A 15,972-nucleotide genomic window follows, 5' to 3' on the forward strand; every position below is an offset into this window, starting at 1 on the left:
TGACTTTTTCGAACTGCCACCGCAACACGTCTGAAGGAGTCCGTTGAGCATGGCCCAGAACGTCGCACAGGATCCGGCAACGACCGGCCATACTACAACCACTCAACAGCCAGCAGGCAAAGGTCCGTTTGTTGCCGCAGCGGGTGGATTCCTTCTGCTTGCGGTGGTCGGTGTCGCCTTCCTGATTCCGAAGCTGCATCATCAAAACGACCTGGAAGATCGCGCACGCGATGTCTCCGGGCCTCCGCCAGTCGCAGTGGTGGCCGTGGGTCTGGGACAACCCAGCAGCAAGCTGGAATTGCCCGGCACGGTGCAGGCATTCGCACAGACTCCCATCTATGCGCGCACCTCGGGTTATATCTCGAAGCGCTACGTGGACATTGGTGACCACGTAAAGGCTGGGCAGTTGCTTGCCACCATTGAAGATCCGCAGACCGAGCAGTCACTGCGACAGGCGCGCGCCACGCTGCTCCAGTTGAAGGCCCAGCTACTGCAGGCGCAAGCCAATGCGAAGCTGTCCACGCTGAACAACACGCGCGGTCAGCAGCTTCATCAGGAAGGCGTTATTTCGCAGGAGGCAGCGGATAATTACACCGCACAATCCGGCGCGAATGATGCGACCGTGGAAGCCGCCAGAGCCAACATCGCGGCAGGCGAAGCGAATGTGAAATCACTGGAAGAGCAGGCCTCCTTCTCGCGCGTGGTGGCACCCTTCACCGGTGTGATTCTTTCGCGCTCCATCGACAATGGATCGCTGATCACATCCGGCTCTGCAAACAGCGTGACGCAGCTCTTCACAATTGCGCAGTCCGGCATGGTCCGCGTTTTCGCGAATGTGCCACAGAGCAATGCGCCAGATGCTTTGAGTGCTTCCACTGCGCAGGTGACGTTCCGCGAGCTACCGGGACACGTCTACTCTGGCTCCATCACACGCTCCTCCACGTCGATTGATCCTGCGTCCCGCACGCTGCTTACGGAAATCGATCTGCCGAATCCGGATGGCAAGATTCTTCCCGGCATGTTTGCGACAGTAACGTTTGCCGTGAAGAATTCGCGTCCGCCCGTGCTGCTGCCGGGAAATGCCCTGGTGGTTCGCACGGCTGGGCCTCAGGCGTATACCGTGGACTCCAACAACGTTGTGCATCTACACAGCGTTGTCCTGGGACGCGACTATGGCACCAGTGTGGAGATCCTCGGCGGACTCCAACAGGGCGATCACGTAATCCTGTCGCCATCCGATGCCGTACAGGAAGGGATTAAGGTCGCTCCGGAATTAGAAAAGCCGCAGAAACCGTAGTCTTGTCACTCATACAGAAAAGCCCGCCGATGGCGGGCTTTTCCAGCTTTCGAGAAGCAGCTTTAGACCAGGTGATCTGCAAGCACCTGCGCGGATGTCTGCACGATACGCGGTCCACGCGGTACGCCATCCCACGGAAAGAACAGCGAGAACACAGTACCGGAGCAATCGCCACGATACTTTGCCTGACGGCTGCGGACCAGCATGGCGCCGTGATGCTTCTCCAAAATCTCCGCACTCACCCACAACCCGAGGCCCGTGCCGCTGGCATCCTTGGTGGTGAAGAACGGTTCGAAGATGCGACGGCGTACGGCGTTCGACATTCCCATGCCCTCATCCGCCACGGTGATACGCACTCCCCTTCTGTCGTTGTGGCGCATGGTGCGTGCGCGGATGAAGAGGCGTCCTCCGTGAGGCATCGCATCAATGGCGTTGCCAACCAGGTTCGCAAACAGTTGGCGAAGTTCTCCTGCGTAGCCAAAAAGCAGCGCTTGGTCTTCCAGGCGCAGTTCCACCTGTACATTTGCCGACCGCAGCTTAGCGGTATGCAGAAGCAGCACACTGCGCAGCATTTCCGTCACTTCCACATCCGTCGCGGTGGACGACTGACGATGGAAACGTAGCGTCTGTTGCGTGATTTCTCCCACGCGCTCCAGCTCTGTCTGCGCCAGCGCAACCCAATCCTGCGCCTGCGTATCCAGCGATGGATTGTTACGCAGGAGATAGAGCGCGTTGGTAACGGCTTCCAGCGGAGTGTTGATCTCGTGGGCGATGGAAGACGCGAGGCGACCAGCAATCGCCAGCTTTTCACTGCGACGCATGGCCTCTTCTGCATGACGACGCTCCGTCACCTCGGTAACAATGACGCCGACCCAACGAACGTCTTCGCCGATGAACACCGGAAAGTAACTGGCAAGCCAGATACGCGGCTGGAGATCTCCCATCATCTCGCCACTGAGTTCGTGTTCGGCAATACCTTCGCCCGTGCGGAAAACCTGCTCCACCAGGCGCTCTGATTCCAGCGCCAGTGAGTTCACATCGCCCTCAGTCGCGGGAACCAGATCACGCAAACGGCGGCCAAGGTGCTGTTCCAGCGGCACGCCATGCATCTTGGCAAGACGATCGTTGATGCGGATGTAGCGATAGTCGCGATCGTAAAACGCAAAGCCGATGGGAGCCGTGCGCAGCATGGCGTCGAGAAGATTTAACGTCTCCTGTGTGCCACGACGCTGACGTGCAATCTCGCTCACCATGCCGTTGAAGCTGTTGAGGAGCGCACCCGCCTCGTTCTGCGCGGCCACCACCGGCACCGTCAACGGAAATGCCGACAGATCGTTGGGGTCGCTACGCAATTGCAGTGTTGCTCGGCGCAGTTGACGCAACGGCTGCGCCAGCGTGGCGCTCAGCGCCCAGACCAGCAACAGGTTTCCCAGCAGGGCAAACGGGAAGTAGATCAGCAGGCTCTGAAGCACGCGCTTCGGCGTGTTCATGGTCAACGCCGAATCCTGCGTGACCCACAAGATGCCGCGCACCAGTCCGTCAGAGATGATTGGCTGCGCGCCTTCTTCGTTGCCTTCGTCAGAAAGCACACGCAGGTACTTGCGCCCGGAAAGCAGTTTGGGAAGCAGTTTCTGTTCACGCTCAGAAAGCTGCATCGGAAGATCGTCGCTGGTGTTCCGTAAGACATTGCCGCGCACATCCGTGACACGCGCGCCCTTCACGGAAGCAGCGATGGGAAGCTCATGCATCACGTCGTCGATCATGTCGTCGTCGTGCAGCTTCATAGGCTGCGCCAGCGACGCAGCAATGATGGAACTCTGCCGCTGCAAGCGGACACGGTCACGTTCGCGACTTTCGCGAAACTGGTCGCGCACACTGAAGCTCAGGAAGATTCCGAACACGACGAGTTGCACCAGCAGCGTGCCGGCGATCAACTGCCCCATGATCGTCTTCGGGCCCCAGCGCATCATCGTTCCCAGGCCTCTTTCCTGTTATGACTTTCCAAGCAATTTGACGGCCAGGTCACGCGCAATGAGAGCGCCATGGAAGCGGCCATTTTCGATAAAGATTTCGTTGGTGCGTTCCCCTGCCACCACCACACCCGCCATGTAGATTCCCTTCACATTTGACTCCAGGGTCTCCGGGTTGCAGACCGGGCAGCGGCTGTTATCCAGGTCAAGCGTGACGCCCATGCGCTCCAGAAAGTCAAAGTCGGGATGGTATCCCGTCAACGCAAACACGAAGTCATTCGGCAGAGTGATTTCACCCTGTGGCGTGTTCAGCGTAACGGTGTCCTCTGCAATCTGCTTCACAGTTGACGCAAAATATGCCGTAATTTCGCCATTTGCAATACGGTTTTGAATGTCCGGCAGAATCCAGTACTTCACGTGCCGATGCATAGCTTCGCCGCGATGCACGAGCGTTACCTTCGCACCGTGACGCCACAGGTCCAGCGCCGCAATCGCAGCAGAGTTCTTGCCCCCGATCACCAATACGTTCAGTCCAAAGTACGGGTGCGGCTCGTCGTAGTAGTGGTGAACCTTGTTCAGGTCCTCGCCCGGAATGCCGAGGTAATTGGGCAGGTCATAGTAGCCCGTGGAAACGATCAGCTTCTTCGCGCGTAAATCCTGTGCGCGACCGAAGCGATCTGTCGTGTGGACGGTGAATTCACCGTCTGAGCCGCTGACACGGTCGACGTGATGGTACTGCCGGACATCCAGCGCGTAATGCTCCGCCACCTTGCGGTAATACTCCAGAGCCTCGCTGCGTGTAGGCTTCTGGTTGGGGCTGCTGAAGGGCATGTTGCCAATCTCCAGTAACTCCGGAGTGGTAAAAAACGTCATATGCGCCGGGTAATGGAAGAGGCTGTTGCACACGCACCCCTTGTCCACCAGAACCACACGCAGGCCTTCCTTCTGCGCATCAATAGCGCACGCCAGTCCGGTGGGTCCAGCCCCTATCACCAGCACATCGAACAACATGTTGGACATATATTGACCATTGAATCATGCTGTGCGCAGAAGGCAAACGACATTCACCGGTCATCGCACACGCCATAAGCGGACGCACATCGTAACAATCGCTCGCAACATCAAACCAGAATCACTTCGCACTGAAAAGGAATGTCCATGTCTGACCTGGCCGCATTGGAAAAGCTGAAGCACGGAACCCCGGAAGCCCCTGTCCATGAATTGCTCCTGAGCCGTTGGAGCCCTCGCTCCTTCTCTGACAAGCCCGTTTCCGACGCCGATCTGAAGAGCATCTTTGCCGCAGCGGCGTGGGCTCCGAACAGCTACAACGAACAGCCGTGGCGCTTTTTAGTGGGCCGCAAGGGCGATGAGACCTACAAGAAGATCTTCAGCGCACTGGTGGCACCGAACCAGGCCTGGGCACAGTCGGCTCCGGTACTGTATTGCAGCTTCGGCAAAAAGACCTTTACGGCAAACGGACAGCCCAACCCTTATGGACTGCACGATACGGGTGCTGCCTCCGCACTGATCGCGCTGCAGGCAATCGAACTGGGCCTTCACACGCATGGCATGGGCGGGTTCGATAAGGAAGCCCTACGCGCCTCCTTTAACGTTCCCAGCGATTTCGAAGCTGGTGCCTGCTGGGCGCTTGGCTACCTGGGCAATCCTGAGGATGCACCTGAGAACTATCGCGCCATGGAGACGGCGCCGCGCTCGCGCAAAGGCCTGACGCAGTATGTCTTCAGCGAGTGGGACCAGCCCGCTTCGTTCGAATAATTTTCACTGCAAACGCAGAAATGCCCGGAGCAATAGCCCCGGGCATTTTTCCTGCAACCTCTTAGGCGTGCGGCTCAGCTTAAGCGAGCACCTTGCCAATGGTCTTGTCGATGGTGTCCTTGGGCACGTAGCCAACGATCTGCTCCGCAACCTTGCCGTCCTTGAAAAGCAGCAGCGCGGGGATACCGCGGATGCCATAACGGCCCGGCGTGGCGGCGTTGCGGTCCACGTCCATCTTCATGACCTTGATCTTGCCCTCGTACTCACCGGCAACCTGATCCACGACAGGGGCGAGCGCTCGACACGGTCCGCACCAGGTGGCCCAAAAGTCCACCAGGACGGGCGTCTCGCTCTTCAGCACCTGCTGTTCAAAGTCCACGTCGTTCACTTCAGTTACAAACTGTCCTGCCATCGATTTGCCTCTTCTCCCGGGAATGTTCGCTCGACCGGATTACCCGCCTTTCGCGGGGGTCTCGCGATCGTTCCTGCTTAAGAATAGATGCACCCAGCACAAAAACGCTTCAGGTATGCCCCGTACGTCCATGCAGGGTTCATCCAGCCTTGCGACAATAGAAGCATGAATCAGGCTACAAGCGCTAGTCCTCGTCGTTTCTCTCGCAACGAATTCCTGCAGAATGTGCGGGATGCACGTCCCCGTACCGCCGTTTTCGACTTCGACGGCACGCTCTGGCCCGGCGATGCAGGGTCCGGATTCATGCACTGGACCATCGCCACGCGCCTGCTGCCCGGAGAGGCTACCCGCCACATTCTGGATCGCCATGCCCTCTACAATCGCGGCGAGGTGGGCGAAATTGCCATTTGTGGCGAAATGACCTCCATCTATGCCGGCATTTCCGAAAAAGCCCTGCGCGATTCCGCCGCAAAGTACTTCGTGGATCATGTGCAGCCGCACTTCTTCCCGGAAATGATCGCCCTCCTGAAGGAGTTACAGGCCGGTGGAACGGATATCTGGGCCGTATCGTCAACCAACAACTGGATGATCGAAGAAGGCGTACGTGAGCTGGGAATTGCGCCGGATCACGTGCTGGCAGCCTGCGTGGCCGTGGAAGACGGTATCGTGCGCGAAACGATTCTGGACATCCCCTCGGACGAGGGCAAGGCCGAAGCGCTGCGCCGCGTGGGGCTGACACATCCAGACGCAGTCTTTGGCAACAGCGTCCATGACCTGCACATGCTGGAGATGGCAAAGCACCCTTACCCGGTGAATCCGACCGCTGCTCTGGCGGAAAAAGCGGCGGAACTCGGCTGGAACGTTTACTATCCGGCGACCGAAGGCTAGGGCCAGTGGCCCTTCAGCATCTACACTGCTGTGACGGTGGTGCAATTGCTGCCGGAGGGATGCAGGGCTTGAAGAAGAAAGCGGCCATTCGAAAGCTGGACGGAAAGCGAGACAACGCTGCGCGGTTGCCCCGCACCGTTCGCCTTGTGGTGGCCGCGCTAATTCTCCGTCCTGGCGCTGACGGCGCAGAGGAAGTGCTGATCTGCCAGCGAAAGCCGGACCAACCGATGAGCCTGAAGTGGGAGTTTCCCGGCGGCAAGATTGAAGCCGGTGAAGGTCCAGAGGAAGCGCTGCGACGCGAGCTGGATGAAGAACTTGGCATTCAAGCGGAGATTGGACCGCTGCTAACCCGCGTCCGCCACAACTATCGCAATGGTGGCGCGGTAGACATCCAGTTCTTCCGTGTGCGCAGCTTCACAGGTGAATTGCAGAACCGGATCTTCCAGCAGATTCGCTGGTCAGGGTTTGAGGCGCTGCCGGAATATGACTTTCTTGCCGCAGACTTGGGCATGATTCACGATCTGGCCGAAGGCAAGCTAAAAGTTTAGCCATAACGTATCTGGATGCAGCAGCATACAAAAATAAACCTAAAGCATCACGCGAAAGCAGTTTCGCGCGACTCGTATGACTTGTCTTGCGCGCTGGTGAAAGCTTGGTATGTGGTTGAGATGCGATGCAGCCCTTCATTGCATGGCGTTCTGCTAAGAATGCCCGGTGGTTCCCTTCAGGAAGTCTGCTATAAACCGGCATGCGCCGATTGCTGCTCTTCCTGTTGCTTCTGCTGACCATTCCCCTCCATGCAGCCACCACGCCTGCTGAAAAGCTGGCGAACGACGCTGCTCAGCATGAGCTGGATTCTTCGCCCGAGGGCGGGAATATCCCTTCGTATTCGCTGAAGCCCGGAGATTTGGCTAAGGCGCAACACCTGGACAAGGTGGGCACCGTGCTGCATTTCGCCACGTCCATCTGGTCGCTCGTGTACATCGTGGCGCTGCTGACGCTGGGAGTTGTGGGATGGATGCAGCGGACAGCGACAGCGCGTTTCAAGAACCGCTGGTTACAAGGCGCCACCTTCCTGCTGCTGTTTTTGATCATTACAGCGCTGTTGGACGCGCCGTTTAGCGTCTATGGCCACTGGCTGAGCTTGAAATACGGATTGAGCGTGCAGAGTTGGGGCAGTTGGCTGGGCGATCAAGCGAAGAGCGCTGGGATTGGCCTGGTGATTGGAACGCTGCTGGTGATGCTGCTGTTCTGGTTCATCCGCAAGTTCCCGCGTCGCTGGTGGCTCGGCTTTTGGATCGTTTCCATTCCAATCACCCTGGCAGGCATCTTCATCACGCCGTATGTGATTGATCCGCTGTTTAACAAGTTTGAGCCGCTGCAACAATCGCATCCCGAACTGGTGCAGCGATTGGAAGATGTGGCGAATCGCGGCCACATGAACATTCCGCCGGACCGCATGTTCCTGATGAAAGCATCAGCAAAGGTGACGACGCTCAACGCGTACGTTACCGGCTTCGGCGCATCGAAGCGCGTGGTGGTGTGGGACACGTCGATTGCCAAGGGTACGCCCGACGAAATCCTGTTCATCTTCGGTCATGAGAGCGGCCATTACGTGCTGCATCACATTGTGCGCGGCATTTTGATAAGCACCGTGATCACGTTCATCACGCTGTATCTGGGATATCTGTTTGTGCAGTGGGCGATCCGCCGTTTTGGAGCTTCATGGGGTATCCCAACACAGAACGACTGGGGCGCACTCGCAGTGCTGCTGCTGGCGTTTTCGCTGTTCAGCTTCTTCCTGGAACCAGTGACTTCCACGCTGTCACGCACGCAGGAACATGCTGCAGATGTGTACGGCATGGAAGCCATTCACGGCATTGTGTCAGACCCGCAGGAAACGGCGCGCGGTGCGTTTCAGGTGCTGGGCGAGACGAGCTACGACGTGCCGAATCCAAACCAGTTTCTGGAGTTCTGGACGTATGGACACCCCAGCATCGGACGGCGTGCGGCGTTCGCTGCACACTACAATCCGTGGGCCGATAGCAATGCCCCAAAGTACTTCCCGAAACAGTAGCATCCACACAAGAGCGAAGGCGCCGCAGTGGAATGCGGCGCCTTTGCTTTGCCTGGTGCTCCGTTATCCCCGTAGCGATTGCCACACCAGAACCAGCGATAGGCCTGTTACCAGAATGGCTGTGATCCATGCGATGGCGTTGAACCATGTGCGATTGCGATACTCGCCCATCAGCTCTGGCTTGTTGATCAGCTTCAGCATGAAATACATCACAACGGGCAGCAGCAGGCCATTCAACACCTGCGACAACACGGCCATCTTTACCAACGGGAAGTTGGGAATGAGTACGACTGCTGCGCCCGCTGCGATGAGGATGGTGTACAGCCAGTAGAAAACCGGTGCCTGCTTCCATGTGCGATCCAGACCGCTTTCAAAACCCAGACCTTCGCAAACCGTATAGGCCGTGGAGAGCGGAAGGATGGACGCAGCGAACAACGATGCATTGAACAATCCCGCGGCAAAGAGCAGGAAAGCATAATCGCCAGCGATGGGTCGCATGGCCTCCGCGGCGTCGGCAGCTACGTTGATGTTGCGCACGCCATGAATCCACAAAGTGGCCGCACACACCACAACGATGAACCACGCCACAACATCGGTGAAGATAGAACCGATCGTCACATCAAGGCGCGTGGCGCGGTAATGCTTCACCGTCACTCCCTTCTCCACGATGGAAGACTGCAGATAAAACTGCATCCACGGCGTGATGGTCGTACCGATGACACCGATGGTCATATACACGTAATTGCGGTCATGCCACAGAGAACGGTCGGGTAGCTTTACGGTCTCGACCAACGCCGTGTGCCAGTCGGGTCTGCCGAGCACGCCCGCGGCGATGTATGCGAGATAGACCACGCTGGCGAAGAGAAATATCTTCTCCACGCTTTTGTAGTCGCCCTTCACAACCAGCGCCCACACCAGCACAGCGCACACTGGAACAGCGATGTACTTGCTGACATGAAAGAGGCCGAGCGCACCTGCAATGCCGGTGAACTCCGCGATGACGTTGCCGAAGTTCACCACCACCAGCAGCAGCATGATGATGAAGGTCAAACGCAGGCCGAACTCTTCGCGGATGAGATCGCTGAGTCCCTTGCCCGTGACAGCACCCATGCGCGCGCACATCTCCTGCACAACGATGAGCGCAATGGTGATGGGAATCATCGTCCACAGCAGTGCGTAGCCATACTGCGCGCCCGCCTGCGAATACGTGAAGATGCCACCCGCATCGTTGTCCACGTTGGCCGTGATGAAGCCAGGGCCAAGTGCAGCGAGGAAGAAAAGGATGCGATAACGCCAGACCTTCAGCCACTTCACGCCGCACCTCCCTTCTTCGTCGATTCCAGAATGCTTTGCACTCGTTCCACGATGCGCCGTACTTGCGTGTCGTTGTCGTAGCCGCTGGACCACGCGCGTTTCATGCCTGCCAGCGCAATACGATTTCTCGCAGCTTCATCCGGTAGGTAACGCCGTATCTTTGCAAGCAGTTCGTCATAGCCTTCAAAGAACACGGCTTCCTCGTCTTCAACAAACCGCTCCAGGTGGCCAGCGGATCGTTCCGCAAGAAGAAAGCCTCCGCACGCAGTAATCTCAAACGACTTGTGAACAAACTCGTCCTGATTGGAATGCGTAAGAAAGCTCAGGTTGATCTTCGAACGCCAGATGGCTTCGCGATACTGCTGCCGAAATAACTCGCCCTCGCGATAGAGCGTGTCAAACATGTTTCCAAGCGGCCCGCGCCAGTGTTGTGGGCCACCGGAGATCGTCACAGGGACACCGTCTGCGTGCAAACGAAGCAGCGTTTCAGCGCGCTGATCGTAACTGGTTCCGATGAATGACACCCCACGATCACGCTGCGCATCCGTGTACGGAGGATCATGTGGAAAGTGCAGCGTTGGCTCAAACGCAGTTTGCACCTTGATGACATCGCGCGCACCCGCCTCGCGATAACTCTTCACATTCGTGTCGCGCTGTGTGCAATGCAGGTCATAAAGCGGGATGCACTTTGCATACAGCCGCCATCCCGGATCGCGACGCGGTCCGAAGAAGTTGTCAATCATGTACGACACCGTGGAAATGCCCATGGAACGCAGACGATTCAACGTTTGCGGTCGCATCCACAACACTTTGTCTGCCCACACCACATCCGGCTGAAACCGCTCCGCAGCAGCGAGAATGTCGCGGTTCAAACGCGAAACCATGGGGCCAATCTGCGCACGGAACTCGAGTTTGTGCAGCAATGACGAGGCGGAACGATAGTTCAGCGAATTAATCGCCTCGATGGTATGCCCTTCGCGGAGTAGTGCGAGGCGGCGGTATTCAGCCGAATCGTTCTCTGTGAGCGTGCCGATGTACAGAATCCGCATGCGTTAGTGGCCCGCCCTTAACAGAGCGATGACATGTTCCGGATAGATAACACCTGCAAGCTGGCGATCGTGATCCAAAACAGCCAGCGAACGCAGGTTGTATTTATCGAATTGCTCAGCAATGGCGCGGCTTCCAGCGTCAATGGAACATGTGTGCAAGTGTGCTTCCTTCACATCGATCAGCTTCGTTTCGCCGTTGGAGAGTGCAAGTTTCGACAACGTCACAGCGCCCTTCAACCGACCAGCACTATCCAACAGAAAGACTTCATTCACTGCGTCCAGATCGCCTTCAAAGTTTCGCAATGCTTCAATGGCCTGGTGCACATCCGCATCTTCGGGAACAGCAACGTACTCTGTGGTCATGCGGCCTGCGGCCCAGTCTTCCGGGAACTCCAGCAGCTCTTCCACTTCGGCACGTTCTTCCGGCTCCATCTCAAGAAGAATTTCTTCGGAGCGCTCCTCGGGAAGTTCCGCCAGAAGATCTGCAGCAGCGCCAGGATCCATCTCTTCCACGATGTCAGCGACGCGACTGGATTCCATGCCTTCCAGCAACGAACGTTGCAACTTCGGATCGACCTCTTCCAGCGCTTCTGCTGCAATCTCTTCATCCAGCGAGCCAAAAACAGCCTCGCGTTCTGCGGGCGCAAGCTCTTCCAGAATGTCCGCGATATCCGACGGATGCATGGTGGAGAGGCGGTCGCCTTCAATCTTCAAACGCACGCGACGCGCAGGATCGCGGTCGATCAGATCGACAAATTCCCATGGAATAACGCGAGGTTGAAAGCGATGCGCCATTGCATCCACTGCATTCGCAGGCAAGCCTCGAAGCAATCGCCGGACTGCGCCACGCATACCCACTTCGACTTCTGCGATACGCAGACGGTGGAGTTCGTCGTGTGTCTCCCAGACCAGGTCGACGTCGTTCACACGCACCACTTTGTGGCCGTGCACATCAATGATCTGCTGGTCGAGCAGATCTCGCTCCAACAGCACGGAGGCATGCGGAATGTCGATGGGTTGCGGCTGCTCCGCTTCCTGCTTCAAATGCAGTTCGCCAGTAGAGCTGAGATGCAATGCGTGCAGAGGAACGGAGTGCACCTGGCCACCGCGCAGTCGGCCAGAGGCTGTCAGAAGCAGGCTACTGATGTGCGTTCCACCGTCTTCCGTTGCAACGACAAGTTCCGCAATCCGCCCCAGCGGGAGCCCGCCGTGCGCCCGCACGGGCTGCCCCAGCAACGAGGAGAGACTCGTGCGGCGAACTGGCTGTTCGATCATGCGTCCACCGCTCCTCTCTGCCCAGAATCTTCTTCTTTTGACTGCTCTTTCGGCAGTCTACCGAAGCTATCGCCATCCCGCGAAATCACGGGTTCGTAACAATCGTTCGCTAAGCTCCTTGACATTCCTGCGCTGGGAAAGCACACTGCCAGCAAGACCAAGCGGCCAGGGACCGAGACACGTTGCCCAATACACCTACAACACGGACAACCTTCACCCTGCCGTCCACGCTGGATACCGTGGACCGCGTGGAGCAGGAGGCGGAATCCTTCGCCAACCGCGCTGGGTTCGCGGAAGACGACATCTCCAACATCGCCATGGCTGTCCGCGAGGCTGCCGTGAATGCCGTTATCCACGGCAACAGCTACAGCCGCGACAAGGAAGTGACAGCCAGCTTTGAAGCGAACGACAACGACCTTGTCATTCGCATCAGCGACCAAGGTCCGGGCTTCAATGAGGAAGCCATTCCCGATCCCCTTTCGCCGGAGAACATACTCCGCGGCTCGGGACGCGGGGTGTTCCTTATGCGAGCCTTCATGGATGAGGTACACTTTCGCCAACTGTCCCCGGGAACTGAGCTGACACTTATCAAGCACCGCCTTCCCGCGCAGGACGCAGCCTGAACCACTTAACGACCGCAGATTTTTCCAAGTTTTAAATTTCGCCGATTCCTTCGGCAGGAGAGCACACAGACGATGAGCATCAAGGTAAGCACGCGCCAAGTGGACGGCGTTACGATTCTCGACTTGAGCGGCCGGATCACCCTGGGCGAAGGCTCCGTCACCCTGCGTGACACCATCCGCGATCTCGTCGCCAAGGGCGACAAGAACATCCTCCTCAACCTGGGCGATGTTTCCTACATCGATTCTTCGGGTATCGGTGAACTGGTTTCCGCCTACACCTCTGTGAAGAACGCAGGCGGCGAGCTGAAGCTGCTGAACCTGACCAAGAAGGTGCAGGATCTGCTCCAGATCACTAAGCTGTACACCGTGTTCGACGTCCGCGACGACGAAACGCACGCCGTAGGTTCCTTCACCCGCTAATTTCAGCAAATTTATATTGTGAAAAAGGGTCGCTCCATTTTGGAGTGGCCCTTTTTCTATCGTTTTCTATCGAAACGTCAACTTCCGCCGATTTACACACATGGCGCAATCCGTCCGGGAAAAACGTTCACTTTGCCGTCACATTCGGCTTGCGCCGGTGTTCTTTCAGTGTGTAGTGTGGGTGAATCGGTCCACATTGCGGGATAAGAAATTCGTTTATCTGAGGTTTTCATGCGCTTTTACACGGCGTCCGCTGCGACTCTGCTCCTCTTCTCCTCCATCCTCCCGTTGCAGGCTTCTCGCGTAAAGCGTGGCCCGACAGCGAAGCATAAGAAGACCCAGTCCGCCGCACCGCACCAGCGTGCGATGGATGATGGCCGTGCCACGCAGATTCAGACGGCGCTAGTGAAAGCCGGTTACCTGAAGGAAGCCAGCGGCCACTGGGATGCCGACAGCCAGGCAGCCATGCAGAAGCTACAGGCCGATAACGGCTGGCAGACCAAGCTCGTCCCGGATTCGCGCGCACTAATCAAGCTGGGACTGGGCCCAAATTCGCAGGCTGCACCTGCCAGCGTGCCGGTCGCTTTGTCTGAAGGTGGCCCTGCCGCGACATCGACAGAAGTTGACACCTTCGGCGGCAAGTAAGCCGCAAACTGGCTCCCCCACCAGACAATCTTCACGATCTGTAGCAGCCCGCTCAGGCGCTATTCTAAGAAGCGTGAAGCGCCTTCTGCTCCCGGTTCTGCTACTCATGTCTTTGCTTACCCTGAATGCCCGCGCGATCGAATTGAAGGTCTCCGCGGCGGCTCTGGAACGCACCCTCAAGGAACAGCTTCTAAACGCTCCGGACGCCCGCTACTACCTGCGCGGCGATCGTAACTCTGCCTGCTACGTCTACATTGATCAGGCCACGGTCAGCTTTCAGGATGATCGTGTGGTTGTGCATGTCAGCACGCATTCGCGCCTGGGCGCTGGTGTCTTTGGCAAGTGCGTGGGTGTGGGATTCAGCACCATGGCAGATGTTTCCGTTGTTCCCCAGGCGGAAGGCGAATCCATCGGTTTCCGTGATGCACGTGTCGACCGCTTCACCGGCAACAAGGAACTGGACTTCCTTCTGGTTCCCTTCCTGCAACGCAAACTGCCGGCCAGCATGAAACTGAATGCAGCAGAATTGCTGCGCTCCGCATTGGCCAAGTCAAAGGACGGCACCGGCTATAACGTGGTGCTGGATTCGCTGAAGGTACATTCCATGCTGGTGATGCACGATCGTCTTACCGTCGACCTGGACGGCTCATTGCATGTGGACTGAGACTACTTTGCAGCGGCCTTTTGATCCGAAGGCAATGTGTAAATGACCTCACCGGGACGTGCATAGTGCAAGGCTTCGCGCGCTTCATGTTCGATGGCATCCGGGTTGTTCGTCAGACGTTCCACATGGCTGCGTAGCCGCCCGTTGTCCTGCTCCAGTTGCTGGCTCTGGACCTGTAGATCGCGCAGGTCGTGGCGCTTGTTCTGGTATGCCGTCAGACCATTTTTTCCAAAGACAACGTGGTAGCCAACCATGATCGCCAGCAACGCCGCCGCGCCCGTCGCCAGGCGGCGTCGGTTTCCGTAGAAAGCCTCGCAGATGCGCCCAATGGTGGCTGCGAATCCGCGGACCTGCGTCGTCTTTTGCTGCGTTTCCACTTCTTTTCAGTAGATGCGTGGATGCAACACGATGCAAGAGGTGGCACCCTATTCGATACCTCCTTTTCATAATGAAAAAGCTATCCATGTGACGAAATCGGGTATAGACGCGTTTCCGCTTTCAGAACGGACGCGGTGGTTGTATTCTCGGTTCGTCTTTCCCATGCAAATGCTCGCCGAAATCGCCGCCGTATGTTGCCTTGTTTTGTTACTGAGCATCGCTGCTTTGTGGCGCAGCATGCGCAAGACTTCGCCGGCAACGTCGCCGCAACAGGAGCCCGCGATGCGCAAAAGACGGCTGCATCCTCGCATGGACCTGGCCGCCGGTGTCGTTGCATCATCACAATCGGTACGTGCCCGCAGTCGTGGGCAGGGGTTGCAGAAGGACGCGTCTGTCCCCAACGCATCTGATTCTCCACTGCGCAAGCGGTCGGATCGCGCCTATTTCAATGAAGACATGGGAGACCTGCGCGACCCGGATATGGGCATAGCACCAGCAGGTGGTGTACGTCGCCCCACGGGGACTCTGTCAAAGCCCGAATACCGTTAATCTCGCATCACGCACAACAGCCGGTACAATCAGAAGTGAAAGGCACCTGACCCATGTCACGTATCTCTCTGTCTTCTCTGCGTCCCGCCATGGCAGGCGAGTCGCGTTCGGTTTCGTTTGCGCTGCAGGCAACGGCTGTTGTGGCCGCGAGCCTGTTCATTGCGCTGTGCGCACACGTCTCCGTGCCGCTGCCATTCACGCCAGTTCCATTCACACTGCAGCCTTTCGCAGTGATTCTGGTGGGCATGCTGATGGGACCGACGGCCGGGTTCGCTGCTCTGGCCCTGTATCTGGCCGAAGGCGCGGCAGGCATGCCGGTGTTCACCACTGCCGGATTGCCCGGCGTGGCGCGCCTGCTGGGCCCCACAGGCGGTTATCTCTTTGCCTACCCGTTGGCAGCAGCGATTGCGGGCATTCCCGCTGCGTTGCGTTCGCGCCGTTATGTCAGCTTTGCTGCAGCAGGCGCAGCCGCTATGCTGCTGGTGTATGCCTGCGGTGCTGCGTGGTTCAGCGTGTCTCTACACCTACCGTTCTCAATGGCGCTCGGTGGCGCTGTGACTCCGTTTGCTTTCGCAGACACCGTCAAGATCCTTGCTGCGGCAGGCATGGCCACGGCCGTGGCTCGTCGCTAAGCC

At 57.8% G+C, this 15,972-nt stretch carries 18 protein-coding genes; 11 read left to right on the forward strand and 7 right to left on the reverse strand.

Annotation, left to right across the window (positions count from 1 at the left end; all coding sequences use genetic code 11):
- Positions 1 to 49: 49 nt before the first annotated feature.
- Positions 50 to 1,297, forward strand: coding sequence for an efflux RND transporter periplasmic adaptor subunit (locus JAO32_RS06660; RefSeq protein ID WP_334238744.1), 1,248 nt, complete (start codon positions 50 to 52; stop codon positions 1,295 to 1,297).
- 62 nt (positions 1,298 to 1,359) lie between these two features.
- On the opposite strand, the gene JAO32_RS06665 is transcribed toward JAO32_RS06660, so the two are convergent.
- Together JAO32_RS06665 and JAO32_RS06670 are read right to left on the reverse strand one after the other, a co-directional pair.
- A complete protein-coding gene (locus tag JAO32_RS06665; protein WP_334238745.1) occupies positions 1,360 to 3,267 on the reverse strand; it encodes a sensor histidine kinase in 1,908 nt (635 codons plus the stop codon).
- 21 nt (positions 3,268 to 3,288) lie between these two features.
- The gene (locus JAO32_RS06670; protein ID WP_334238747.1) at positions 3,289 to 4,287 is read right to left on the reverse strand and encodes a YpdA family putative bacillithiol disulfide reductase; all 999 of its coding nucleotides are present in this window, start codon (positions 4,285 to 4,287) and stop codon (positions 3,289 to 3,291) included.
- 138 nt (positions 4,288 to 4,425) lie between these two features.
- Between JAO32_RS06670 and JAO32_RS06675 the strand changes: the two genes are divergently transcribed.
- On the forward strand, positions 4,426 to 5,043 hold the full coding sequence (locus JAO32_RS06675) for a nitroreductase family protein (protein WP_334238749.1): 618 nt from the start codon (positions 4,426 to 4,428) through the stop codon (positions 5,041 to 5,043).
- Between the two features lie 79 nt (positions 5,044 to 5,122).
- On the opposite strand, the gene trxA is transcribed toward JAO32_RS06675, so the two are convergent.
- On the reverse strand, positions 5,123 to 5,455 hold the full coding sequence (trxA, locus tag JAO32_RS06680; RefSeq protein ID WP_047486616.1) for a thioredoxin: 333 nt from the start codon (positions 5,453 to 5,455) through the stop codon (positions 5,123 to 5,125).
- Between the two features lie 165 nt (positions 5,456 to 5,620).
- Here trxA and JAO32_RS06685 point away from each other — a divergent pair, with 165 nt between their 5' ends.
- From JAO32_RS06685 to JAO32_RS06695, 3 genes are all read left to right on the forward strand, one after another.
- On the forward strand, positions 5,621 to 6,343 hold the full coding sequence (locus JAO32_RS06685; RefSeq protein ID WP_334238752.1) for an HAD family hydrolase: 723 nt from the start codon (positions 5,621 to 5,623) through the stop codon (positions 6,341 to 6,343).
- A gap of 68 nt (positions 6,344 to 6,411) precedes the next feature.
- Positions 6,412 to 6,891 (forward strand): (deoxy)nucleoside triphosphate pyrophosphohydrolase, encoded by a 480-nt coding sequence (locus JAO32_RS06690; protein WP_334238754.1) that lies wholly within the window; start codon positions 6,412 to 6,414, stop codon positions 6,889 to 6,891.
- Positions 6,892 to 7,091: 200 nt separating this feature from the next.
- Positions 7,092 to 8,420 (forward strand): M48 family metallopeptidase, encoded by a 1,329-nt coding sequence (locus tag JAO32_RS06695; RefSeq protein WP_334238756.1) that lies wholly within the window; start codon positions 7,092 to 7,094, stop codon positions 8,418 to 8,420.
- Positions 8,421 to 8,483: 63 nt separating this feature from the next.
- Here JAO32_RS06695 and JAO32_RS06700 read toward each other — a convergent pair whose 3' ends face one another.
- From JAO32_RS06700 to JAO32_RS06710, 3 genes are read right to left on the reverse strand one after another with little or no spacing between them, the layout of a single operon-like run.
- Entirely contained in the window at positions 8,484 to 9,734 is a 1,251-nt protein-coding gene (locus JAO32_RS06700; protein WP_334238758.1) for an Nramp family divalent metal transporter, read from the reverse strand.
- A complete protein-coding gene (locus JAO32_RS06705) occupies positions 9,731 to 10,783 on the reverse strand; it encodes a CgeB family protein (protein ID WP_334238760.1) in 1,053 nt (350 codons plus the stop codon). The genes JAO32_RS06700 and JAO32_RS06705 overlap by 4 nt, the downstream gene beginning before the upstream one ends.
- Positions 10,784 to 10,786: 3 nt before the next feature.
- Positions 10,787 to 12,058, reverse strand: coding sequence for a magnesium transporter MgtE N-terminal domain-containing protein (locus tag JAO32_RS06710; protein WP_334238762.1), 1,272 nt, complete (start codon positions 12,056 to 12,058; stop codon positions 10,787 to 10,789).
- A gap of 182 nt (positions 12,059 to 12,240) precedes the next feature.
- Between JAO32_RS06710 and JAO32_RS06715 the strand changes: the two genes are divergently transcribed.
- From JAO32_RS06715 to JAO32_RS06730, 4 genes are all read left to right on the forward strand, one after another.
- Positions 12,241 to 12,681, forward strand: coding sequence for an ATP-binding protein (locus tag JAO32_RS06715; protein ID WP_334238764.1), 441 nt, complete (start codon positions 12,241 to 12,243; stop codon positions 12,679 to 12,681).
- A 72-nt stretch (positions 12,682 to 12,753) separates the two neighbouring features.
- A complete protein-coding gene (locus JAO32_RS06720) occupies positions 12,754 to 13,101 on the forward strand; it encodes an STAS domain-containing protein (protein WP_047486594.1) in 348 nt (115 codons plus the stop codon).
- A gap of 231 nt (positions 13,102 to 13,332) precedes the next feature.
- Positions 13,333 to 13,746 (forward strand): peptidoglycan-binding protein, encoded by a 414-nt coding sequence (locus JAO32_RS06725; protein ID WP_334238767.1) that lies wholly within the window; start codon positions 13,333 to 13,335, stop codon positions 13,744 to 13,746.
- Positions 13,747 to 13,852: 106 nt separating this feature from the next.
- Positions 13,853 to 14,410 (forward strand): hypothetical protein, encoded by a 558-nt coding sequence (locus JAO32_RS06730; protein WP_334238769.1) that lies wholly within the window; start codon positions 13,853 to 13,855, stop codon positions 14,408 to 14,410.
- Between the two features lie 2 nt (positions 14,411 to 14,412).
- Here JAO32_RS06730 and JAO32_RS06735 read toward each other — a convergent pair whose 3' ends face one another.
- On the reverse strand, positions 14,413 to 14,787 hold the full coding sequence (locus tag JAO32_RS06735) for an FtsB family cell division protein (RefSeq protein ID WP_334238771.1): 375 nt from the start codon (positions 14,785 to 14,787) through the stop codon (positions 14,413 to 14,415).
- Between the two features lie 283 nt (positions 14,788 to 15,070).
- Between JAO32_RS06735 and JAO32_RS06740 the strand changes: the two genes are divergently transcribed.
- Together JAO32_RS06740 and JAO32_RS06745 are read left to right on the forward strand one after the other, a co-directional pair.
- Entirely contained in the window at positions 15,071 to 15,337 is a 267-nt protein-coding gene (locus tag JAO32_RS06740) for a hypothetical protein (protein WP_334238772.1), read from the forward strand.
- A 53-nt stretch (positions 15,338 to 15,390) separates the two neighbouring features.
- The gene (locus tag JAO32_RS06745) at positions 15,391 to 15,969 is read left to right on the forward strand and encodes a biotin transporter BioY (protein ID WP_334238774.1); all 579 of its coding nucleotides are present in this window, start codon (positions 15,391 to 15,393) and stop codon (positions 15,967 to 15,969) included.
- The last annotated feature ends 3 nt before the right edge of the window (positions 15,970 to 15,972 follow it).

The organism is Terriglobus sp. ADX1, from assembly GCF_036877645.1.
Lineage (GTDB): Bacteria > Acidobacteriota > Terriglobia > Terriglobales > Acidobacteriaceae > Terriglobus.